Source organism: Gluconobacter sp. P5H9_a (assembly GCF_018812085.1).
GTDB lineage: Bacteria > Pseudomonadota > Alphaproteobacteria > Acetobacterales > Acetobacteraceae > Gluconobacter.
Window position 1 is genome coordinate 1 of sequence record NZ_JACRVW010000036.1, and the last position, 4,471, is coordinate 4,471.

Consider the following 4,471-nt stretch of genomic DNA (forward strand, 5'->3'; position numbering starts at 1 on the left):
GGAAAATAATCCCAAAACCAGCAGCACCAAAACGCCGCCAACATATCCCTTCCAATTCCATATTCAATTTTCAAAGATCATCATCTCAAACCGCCCCGGCCAGACCCTCGAAGAAGGCCCCGCCGCGTCGGTGAACGGGCTTATACGGCCCACACACATCACTGTCAAACAATCATCATACGACACTTATCCACAAGAAAAATGACTGAAAATCGGGGAAAATGCGATAAATCCACACTTTCCACCTTTTTAGTCCCCACAAAAAACTTTCATTTTCTGCATTTTTCTTCTGAAATCTTCGTCCCCCGTCAGAAATCCGGCCAGTTCGGCGCCAGATGCCCTCCCATCCTTAAAGGAGCGACGCGGACAGCCAGGCCTGTGGCATCGTTTGTCTCGACCATCAGACCGCAAACTGTCGCCTCGCCTTCTGCTGGCTGAGGGCGCTCCCCTGGGATTTTACGGATCAGCCGATGAAGGGACGCCTCCTTCCCCATGCCAATGACACTGTCATAGTCACCACACATGCCGGCATCCGTCTGATAGGCCGTTCCTTTGGGAAGAATACGATGATCTGCCGTCGGCACATGCGTATGTGTTCCAACAACCAGCGACACCCGCCCGTCGAAGAACTGACCAAAGCCCATCTTCTCACTGGTCGCTTCCGCGTGAATGTCTACGACAATTGCATTCACGGTCACCCCAAGTCGATGACGGGACAGCAGTTCACCGACGACCCGAAAGGGATCATCCAGCGGGTCCATGAAAATTCGACCCATGACATTAACCACCAAAGCGCGGCGACCACGCTCCAGATCAATAATGTAGCTCCCCTGCCCCGGCGTTCCTGCGGGATAGTTAATAGGACGCACGATATTTGGCATCTGGCTGATGTGAGTCACCATATCACGCCTGTCCCAGGCATGGTTACCCAACGTGATGACATCCACACCGGCAGAGAACAGGCTTCTCGCGATATCAGGGGAAAGGCCATAACCATGTGAAGCGTTCTCCGCATTCACGACAACCAGATCCAAAGAGAGCTTTTTACGCCACTCCGGCAAGTTGTCGGTTATTGCTTCACGTCCACTCCGACCTACAACGTCGCCCAGAAACAGCAGTCTCAACAGTCAGCCTTCCAAATTATAAGGCCCCGTCTGAATCGTCTCTTTTTCGGTGACGACAACAGAAAGGGGAATATCGTACGGCCCAACGGGAATGCTTTTCGTTTCCTGAAAGGCAAAACCGAAGCCAATTGCGGGCACATTCAGCTGCGCCAGAGTGCGGTCATAATAACCGCCTCCATAGCCCAAGCGAAAACCTTTCCGGTCAAACGCCAGGAAAGGAACAAGAACAAGATCAGGAACAAGAATGGGGCCATCAGGATGAGATGTCCCAAAGCGACCTGCCAGCATGGGCGTCTCTTCGCTCCACCCCCGAAAAACGAGAGGCGTTCCTTTGGGTGTCGTCTCAGGCAGCGCAACGCGTCGCCCATCACCAGCCAGCCGGGAACACAAAGGTCGAAGATCGATTTCTCCCGGCAGAGGCCAAACTGCCGCTACGCTCGGAGCATCATAAGTCTGAACGGTTTTGAAGATCCGTTCCAGAAGGTCCGCTTCTGCATGCGCTGGCGCATTTCTGCGCTTCTCAGCCATGAGATCGCGGAGTTCTTTTTTTTGCTGATCGATGGAAGAAATCTGTGGAGCCGCCAAAGCCGTTGGTCTTTTCAGCCCTCCTAGACCTGCAAGTGCAGGTGGGCACCGGTTAACGTGACCAGGGCCACGACAGAGCCAGTTCCCGTAGGAATGCTTATCGGCCCGGGGGTTGATTTGCCTGACGCACCAGGCAGCTCCGAACTACATATTAGACACTGCGGAGAGATATTCAACGGGAACCCGTCGATTACCCGTCCTTTTCGAGTGTCTCAGCCAAACCTTCAACCTGCTGCGTCAAATGCGCGAGCCTCGCTTGGCGGGATTCCGCGATACGCAAGGCCGCTTTGGCTTCTTCAACAGTCGCCAGCATATCATCCGGAATCGGGCGGCGCTTCAGCTCGAAAATTTCGTCCGCCATCAAGAGCGCAGCCATCATAAGTGTCTTGGACTCGCTGGCGGCACCACCCAGGGTCCTCGCCCGCTGAAGCCAGCTCTCAACCTGCCGCGCCATGGAATAAAGATGGTGTTCTTCTCCATCCTGGCAGCCAACACTGTAAACATACCCGTTCAGACGAATGGAAACCTGCCCCATGGCTCATTCTCCCTTTCGTTCAAGAATTCCGCGGATACGCACACATAAAGCATCGATGTTTGCGGCAATCTCTGGCAGGTCGGGAGCTGAGCGCGCCTCGCGCTCACGCTCTTCCCGCATTCGGGCCTGCTGCTCCATCGCAGTGGCAATTCGTCCCACTGCTTCCTCAAGACGATCAATAGTCCTATCGTCCTGCAGAGATCCTGTCTGCTCGCTCAAAACGCGCTCTTTCCGTTCATGCCATCACTATGCCGAATACTATGACCGACACATCTCATCCTAGACTACCTGCTCAGGAAAGACCCGAACCCTGCATCAGGTCAAGCGCTGCACCTTCTCTGATGCTGCCAGTTTTCAGTATTTCTTCTTACCCTGAAATGACCAGCCTCAGAGCGCAGCACCCTCAGCCCTTTCTGGCGCTCTCCCCTGACGGCGCAGGTAACAGCTTCGGAATTCTCTGGTGGCTGGATGTGGTGCAGGAGCAAAAAGCTTTTTCCATTCTGGATTGTGGCGCCTCCGCAGCTTTGGCGCGCATGGCACTCCTGGCCGGGATTGGATGGGTTGTTTGCCAAGCGTCTCCGCAGCAAATGAGAGCCTTGAAGTCAGACAAACTCCATGAAACGAGGGTCCTTGGGGCCCGCCCTTCCCCTACTTTACGGCGACGCTAGCCCGCCGCGCGTGAATCTGCGAAACTCTGCACATGATACCTTGCGATCTTTATCCCGTTCTGCCCTCCACATTCGAAACAGCCGCAATGCTTGATGCATTGCCGGGGCTACTCGCACGCCCCGAGGTCACTGCGCTGCGTTTTCCAGCAGCCCACAACCTCGACAAAAAGCAGCTTTCCAAATTCGTGAGTCTGCTTCACGAGCATGACGTCGCCCTGATGTTGGATGTGGCGGATGTAACGGTTTCTATCTCGCCAGATCTTTTAAAGGTGGCTGATGGTATCCACGCGCCGTCAGCAGACAGCCTGCCTGCCCTGCGCAAAATAGCAGGAGAGAACATCCAGATTGGATGCTTCTGCCAAAGCCGGGACGAAGCGATGCAGGCTGGAGAAAGCGGCGCGGACTACATCGCCTTCCCTTCAGAACATGCAGACATGATTAAGTGGTGGACGTCCGTAATGGAACTTCCTGCCGTAGCCGAAAACATTGTATCGGTCGAAGCTGCACTGACCGCCAGAGATTCTGCTGCTGACTTCCTTGCCATCCCTCTAAAGCTGGATGGCAGTGATCAGGACATTGTCATCCAGCTGATAAGCGCACTCAGCACCTAAAAAAGTGGCGCGCTTTTCTTTGATTCAGTGAGAAACAGGAAGCAGCGCTTCCCGCATGAAATACAGAACACCATTGGACTGCGGCAGCGAATGACTCCACAGATGAGCCACCTGCCCGGCGGGATTATTCAGGAAAATTTCGCCAGTCCGCGCATCGATATGGACGCTGATGATATCTCCATACAGCGTCTTAAGACCGATACCCCGACCATGGTTTTTGGCGACAGCCTTGCGAATGGCTTTTTCGTCCCATTTTCCTGATGCAATTGTATAGCCCAGAATATGGGTCAATTGACCCTTCATCGCTGGGGCCATCAGCCCGCCAGGCCAGCGAGCCGAGAGCTTTTCCATGGCCTCATTTGGAATAGCGAAAACCGTATAAGGGCCAGGTCCCGTGATCCACGGTACCAGACCAACATGCTGGATGGCAGCCGTATAGTCGGCCAGTTCCACGGACGCCGCGATATTTTCGTCCAGCGGACGATCATCATACGACGGAGATGCAGGCCGGTGATAAGCGACCGGCGTGCTCGGCTCGTTATTCTTGGGCTTTTCGAACGCATCGGCGACCGTGTCAGGCATGTAAGACATGGACGTCTTTGCCTGGGTCTCGAAACTGTCCTGATAATTATGCGACCAGTCCGTCCCATGACATCCTGCCAGAGCTAAACCCAGCAGGGCCACTGCGCCCGAACGAAGACCCGAGAACCGGGTCAAAGCGCCGGGGGCAGAGGAAAAACCGAATCGCACATGCATGTCTGGTCACACCGTCTTAATAGAGAGGACGCAGAACCATAGACGAGGAAACCGGGTTCAGCACCCGTCCCCGCGCATGGTCCATCCCACGACGTGACCACTTACCAGTTCAAACGTCGTCTGACAGCTTGTGTTGTAATAGGTCGCAGGGAAACCGCCACCCCAGCCGCCGCCGTAGCCACCATAGCCGGG

7 protein-coding genes and 1 other RNA gene are annotated in these 4,471 nt (G+C 54.8%); 2 read left to right on the forward strand and 6 right to left on the reverse strand.

The window, feature by feature from the left end; genetic code table 11:
• Positions 1 to 205, forward strand: a 205-nt coding sequence (locus KP708_RS15250) for a hypothetical protein (RefSeq protein WP_215757224.1), incomplete at its 5' end; no start/stop codon positions are given.
• A gap of 103 nt (positions 206 to 308) precedes the next feature.
• Here the strand turns inward: KP708_RS15250 and KP708_RS15255 are convergent.
• The 5 genes from KP708_RS15255 to KP708_RS15275 all read right to left on the reverse strand — a co-directional run bounded on the left by KP708_RS15255 (position 309) and on the right by KP708_RS15275 (position 2,463).
• Positions 309 to 1,124, reverse strand: coding sequence for a TIGR00282 family metallophosphoesterase (locus KP708_RS15255; RefSeq protein ID WP_215751379.1), 816 nt, complete (start codon positions 1,122 to 1,124; stop codon positions 309 to 311).
• A 3-nt stretch (positions 1,125 to 1,127) separates the two neighbouring features.
• Positions 1,128 to 1,652, reverse strand: coding sequence for a 5-formyltetrahydrofolate cyclo-ligase (locus KP708_RS15260; protein ID WP_371822800.1), 525 nt, complete (start codon positions 1,650 to 1,652; stop codon positions 1,128 to 1,130).
• Between the two features lie 43 nt (positions 1,653 to 1,695).
• Positions 1,696 to 1,852: non-coding RNA, 6S RNA (gene ssrS, locus KP708_RS15265), on the reverse strand.
• Between the two features lie 47 nt (positions 1,853 to 1,899).
• Positions 1,900 to 2,244: a cell division protein ZapA gene (locus KP708_RS15270; protein ID WP_215751381.1), complete on the reverse strand. Its 345-nt coding sequence runs from the start codon at positions 2,242 to 2,244 to the stop codon at positions 1,900 to 1,902.
• A gap of 3 nt (positions 2,245 to 2,247) precedes the next feature.
• On the reverse strand, positions 2,248 to 2,463 hold the full coding sequence (locus KP708_RS15275; RefSeq protein WP_086634867.1) for a hypothetical protein: 216 nt from the start codon (positions 2,461 to 2,463) through the stop codon (positions 2,248 to 2,250).
• A 481-nt stretch (positions 2,464 to 2,944) separates the two neighbouring features.
• On the opposite strand from KP708_RS15275, the gene KP708_RS15280 reads away from it, so the two are divergent.
• Entirely contained in the window at positions 2,945 to 3,523 is a 579-nt protein-coding gene (locus KP708_RS15280) for a thiamine phosphate synthase (protein ID WP_215751382.1), read from the forward strand.
• 24 nt (positions 3,524 to 3,547) lie between these two features.
• On the opposite strand, the gene KP708_RS15285 is transcribed toward KP708_RS15280, so the two are convergent.
• Positions 3,548 to 4,279: a fasciclin domain-containing protein gene (locus tag KP708_RS15285; RefSeq protein ID WP_215751383.1), complete on the reverse strand. Its 732-nt coding sequence runs from the start codon at positions 4,277 to 4,279 to the stop codon at positions 3,548 to 3,550.
• Positions 4,280 to 4,471 lie beyond the last annotated feature (192 nt).